At 64.7% G+C, this 3538-nt stretch carries 2 protein-coding genes and 2 pseudogenes; all 4 read right to left on the bottom strand.

The features are described from left to right. Positions 1 to 188 precede the first annotated feature (188 nt). Positions 189 to 1964: a DUF2786 domain-containing protein gene (locus PHAMO_RS18675; RefSeq protein ID WP_002730492.1), complete on the bottom strand. Its 1776-nt coding sequence runs from the start codon at positions 1962 to 1964 to the stop codon at positions 189 to 191. Positions 1965 to 2183: 219 nt separating this feature from the next. Further along, a pseudogene (locus PHAMO_RS14895) lies at positions 2184 to 2312 on the bottom strand (transposase); the annotation flags it as partial. A 116-nt stretch (positions 2313 to 2428) separates the two neighbouring features. Beyond that, the gene (locus PHAMO_RS14900; RefSeq protein WP_002730495.1) at positions 2429 to 2755 is read right to left on the bottom strand and encodes a transposase; all 327 of its coding nucleotides are present in this window, start codon (positions 2753 to 2755) and stop codon (positions 2429 to 2431) included. Positions 2756 to 2821: 66 nt separating this feature from the next. Continuing rightward, positions 2822 to 3503, bottom strand: a pseudogene (locus PHAMO_RS14905) (IS256 family transposase); the annotation flags it as partial. Between the last annotated feature and the right edge of the window lie 35 nt (positions 3504 to 3538).

The following is a 3538-nucleotide window of genomic DNA, read 5'->3' on the forward strand; positions in this document are numbered from 1 at the left end:
GCGCCATCTCGACGGGGCTCATGGTGCGCAGGGCGACCAACGCCATCCCCTCGATCTCGGCCGGACGGCCTTCCCGCGAGAACGGACGGCGGGGGGGCTGTGATGGCTTCGGGACTGTCTGTGTCATGGGCACCTCGCATCTGCCGACACTTTAGCCCACTTCGCCAAGTCTTCCCCTCTTCGCAGCATCACTCGATCCCCGGGCGGTATTCGAACCGGTCGGCGGCCTCGTGACCGGCGTGATAGGCGGCCCTCAGCACCCGCTTGCCCCGGCCGACACTCCGTTTTTCGAAGGTCATGCCAAGCCGGGCCAGTTCGTCATCGACCAAAGCCGCCTTGATCGGCACCAGATCGCGGCCGGTCGAGGCGCGCATGGAGGTCCCCCGTTCCTCATGCAAGGCGGTCAACTTGGCGGCGATGCCGTGGGCGAGACCGGTCTGGAACGAGGTGGTGGCGCTGCGGCGTTCACTGGTGTGGTGCTGGGCGTAGAGGTCCCCGGCCTTAAACCGGTCGGTTTCCGTCTCGAAAGCTTGCCGGACCAGATCGTACAGGTAGCGTGCCCCCGCCACATCGGCCGGCAAACCGAAAAAGACATAACGGATCTCGCCCGTCGGCCCGGTCTCCCGCCAGACCCGGCAGTCGCAGAACCGGCCGACCGCCGGGACACAGACATCGATCGGACCGGAACGCTTGCGGCCGGTATCAATCCCGGCCCCCTCGCAGGACTGGCCCTTCAGTTCGACCTCGCTGAGGCTGAGTCCGTAGCGGTCGAGCAGGTCCGCCACCTTCTCGGCGGCAGCCAACGCCTCCTGCTCGGTGCAGCCCTTGTCGACAGTCTTTTCCCGCAGCCCCTGGATCCGCCCGAGCACCTTGTCGAGTTCGTCCGTGCTCGCCGTCCCGCGCGAAGGCGCGACCTTAACCCGGCGGCGCAAGTCACGGAACAGATCGCGGGCCGCAGGCGGCGCCTCGTCGTCGGCGATGGCCTGATCAACGAGGGCCACAACCGCGTCGAGCGAGCCCGACAACCCGGTCACCCGCCGCCGCTCGACCGTCTCCATCTGAACCAGGGCCAGGGTTTGATAGGCCGAGGCCAGTGCCTCCCGTCCGACCATGCGGGCGGCTGCAAGACCTATGATAACATCGACAATATCGCCGCCACCGGACATCTCGCGGACGGATTGCGTCTCCGTCGGCGAAAGCTCCCCGTCGGCAGCCTCCAGCGCGAAAGCGATCTGGTGCAGCAGTCCGTCTTCGGGCAGGAAGGGAAAGTCGTCCGGCACATCGGAGGGCGGGCGGTCAAAACCGGGAACCTGGGGAACGCCATGGCGAACGGCGTGACGATAGAGGGCTTCGGCGCAGCGCTGTTCGGCAAGGCCTCGCCCGCCCGGGCGGATGAACGAGCGCGCCAGATCGAGCATGACCTCATCAAGCGGCATGACCGGACCGGCAGCCACCACGATATCCGCCTCGATCGGACAGACCCGGACCGCGACAGACAGGCCGACGCAAACGGAGGAAATGTTGTCATCGACCCAGTGCAGTCTCTCGCCGGTCGCCAAGTCCAGACTCATGAAGCCTGAAGTCGGGAGAGCGGTCTCGATCCGCAACAGGCGGAAGCGGGAGCGCCGCAGGGCCTCGATCGCCATGTCGTCATCGGGACCGGCAGGCTTGTGCTGGCGGGCGAAGCGGTCCATCGCGGTCTGTCCGCTCGCACTTGGCGCGAACAACACCACGGCTGTCGCCAGCAGGAAGGCTGTGCCAAGCAGACGCAGGACCTCCGCCTCATCCGGGGGCGGCGGCAAACCGACCAGCCAGTGCTTGGCAGCGCTCTCGATCTTGGCCTTGGGCAGAAACTCGGTCGCGCCCAAGCTGATGGCGGCGATGGTGCCCCGCAAAAGCTCGGCCCGCCGCACAGGATCGGCACCGGCGGTCTCCCGTTCATTTTTGTTCGAAGCCCGGCGCATCCGTCCCCCTTCCTCGGCTCGACAGCTTGCCTCCCAAGCTTCGCCACCTGCAGCCCATCCCCTCCAACGGAGGGCAAACGATGCCTGATCCGCTCAGGTCTGTCATCGGCGAAACGGCTGAGCGCGGAGTACCGATGGCCGAGAATGCCATGCGGACGGCAAAGCGCTGGCATGATAAACGGCGCCTCCGCCGGCGTCGCGCCGAACACCCCGGCAGGTCATGATCTGGTTGGGGTGCACGTCATACTGCGGAACCAACTCGGCCAGCGTTTTGTCGCCCTTGATGGCCGCCAGGGCCACCTTCGCCTTGAAGGCCGGTGAATGGGTCCGGCGCGCACGTCTCGTCATGGTCCTTTCTCCTGCGCGGCATCGTCGCCGCTTTCAGGCCGGAAATCCACTTATCGCCCTGTCCGAATTTCCCAGGCCGGCTCTCATAGCGAGAGAAACCTCTCATACCGACCGTCCTATGAAATGATTTTTTTGATCCATGGGTAGAGGCAGAGGGTTTTGATGCGCTGAGCATCTGAGGCCAGGGCATTCCAGACATCACAGCATGCCTGGATGATAGCCTCCTGATCTGGCCAGGCCTGGAGGGACAGGAACCGCTCCCGCAGGTAGAGCCAGATGCGTTCGACGGGATTGGATTCTGGAGAATAGGGTGGCAACGGGACCAGTGTGATGTTGCCAGGAACCGCAAGGGTGGCGCTGGCGTGCCAGCCGGCATCGTCCAGAAGCGCTTGGCGCTCCATGACCGCCAGGCGGGCCGCCTCGGCCCGGCTCAGCCGGTCCAACGCATTGGCAATCGCATAGGCCCGCGCCGCTGCCGAGCTATGCGGGAATCTGGGTGACGAGCCCGATCAGGCGGCGGTTTGAGAAACGGCCTCGGGGTTCTGGACACCGTCAATGAATTTGATGCCACTGATGAGCTTGGGCAACTGATTTTCGCCCTTGAGACGACGCCAGGTTTTGGCGGCGGCCATGACCAGCTTGAAGACCATCAGCTTGGCGGTCGTCGCCGACAAAGCCCCCTTGGTCCGGACGGTGCGGTGCCGGACGGTGGCAAAGACGCTTTCAATGGGATTGGTCGTGCGCAGATGCACCCAATGCTCGGCGGGAAAATCGTAGAAAGCCAGCAAGGGGTGACGGTCCTTTTCGAGGCATTCGACCGCCTTGGGATATTTGGCGCCGTATTTGGCGGCGAAGACATCGATGGCTTTCTCCGCCGCCGCCCGGTCGGGCGACATCCAGATCTCGGCGAGGTCCTTCTTCATGCCGGGCTGGACGGATTTGGCCGCCTTGTTCAGGATGTTGCGGGTCTTGTGCAGCCAGCAGCGCTGTGGCGGGTCGAGGGGAACACCTCGTCCATCGCTTTCCAGAAGCCGAGGGCGCCATCACCGATGGCCAGTTCCGGAGCGATGGCCAAACCGCGAGCCTTCAGATCGACCAGCAATTCCCGCCAGCTTTGGGTGCTCTCGCGAACGCCGACCTGGAACCCCATCAGCTCCTTGCGACCTTCCGGGTGGCGCCGATTAGCACCAGGTTGGACCGAAGGTTGATTCAACCTTCGTTCCAAC

It is taken from the genome of Magnetospirillum molischianum DSM 120 (assembly GCF_000294655.1).
In the GTDB taxonomy this organism is placed as follows: domain Bacteria; phylum Pseudomonadota; class Alphaproteobacteria; order Rhodospirillales; family Magnetospirillaceae; genus Phaeospirillum; species Phaeospirillum molischianum.

Excerpts from the sequence above, each read along its gene's own strand:
- PHAMO_RS18675 (WP_002730492.1), bottom strand. The coding sequence starts at position 1,964 with ATGCGCCGGGCTTCGAACAAAAATGAACGGGAGACCGCCGGTGCCGAT.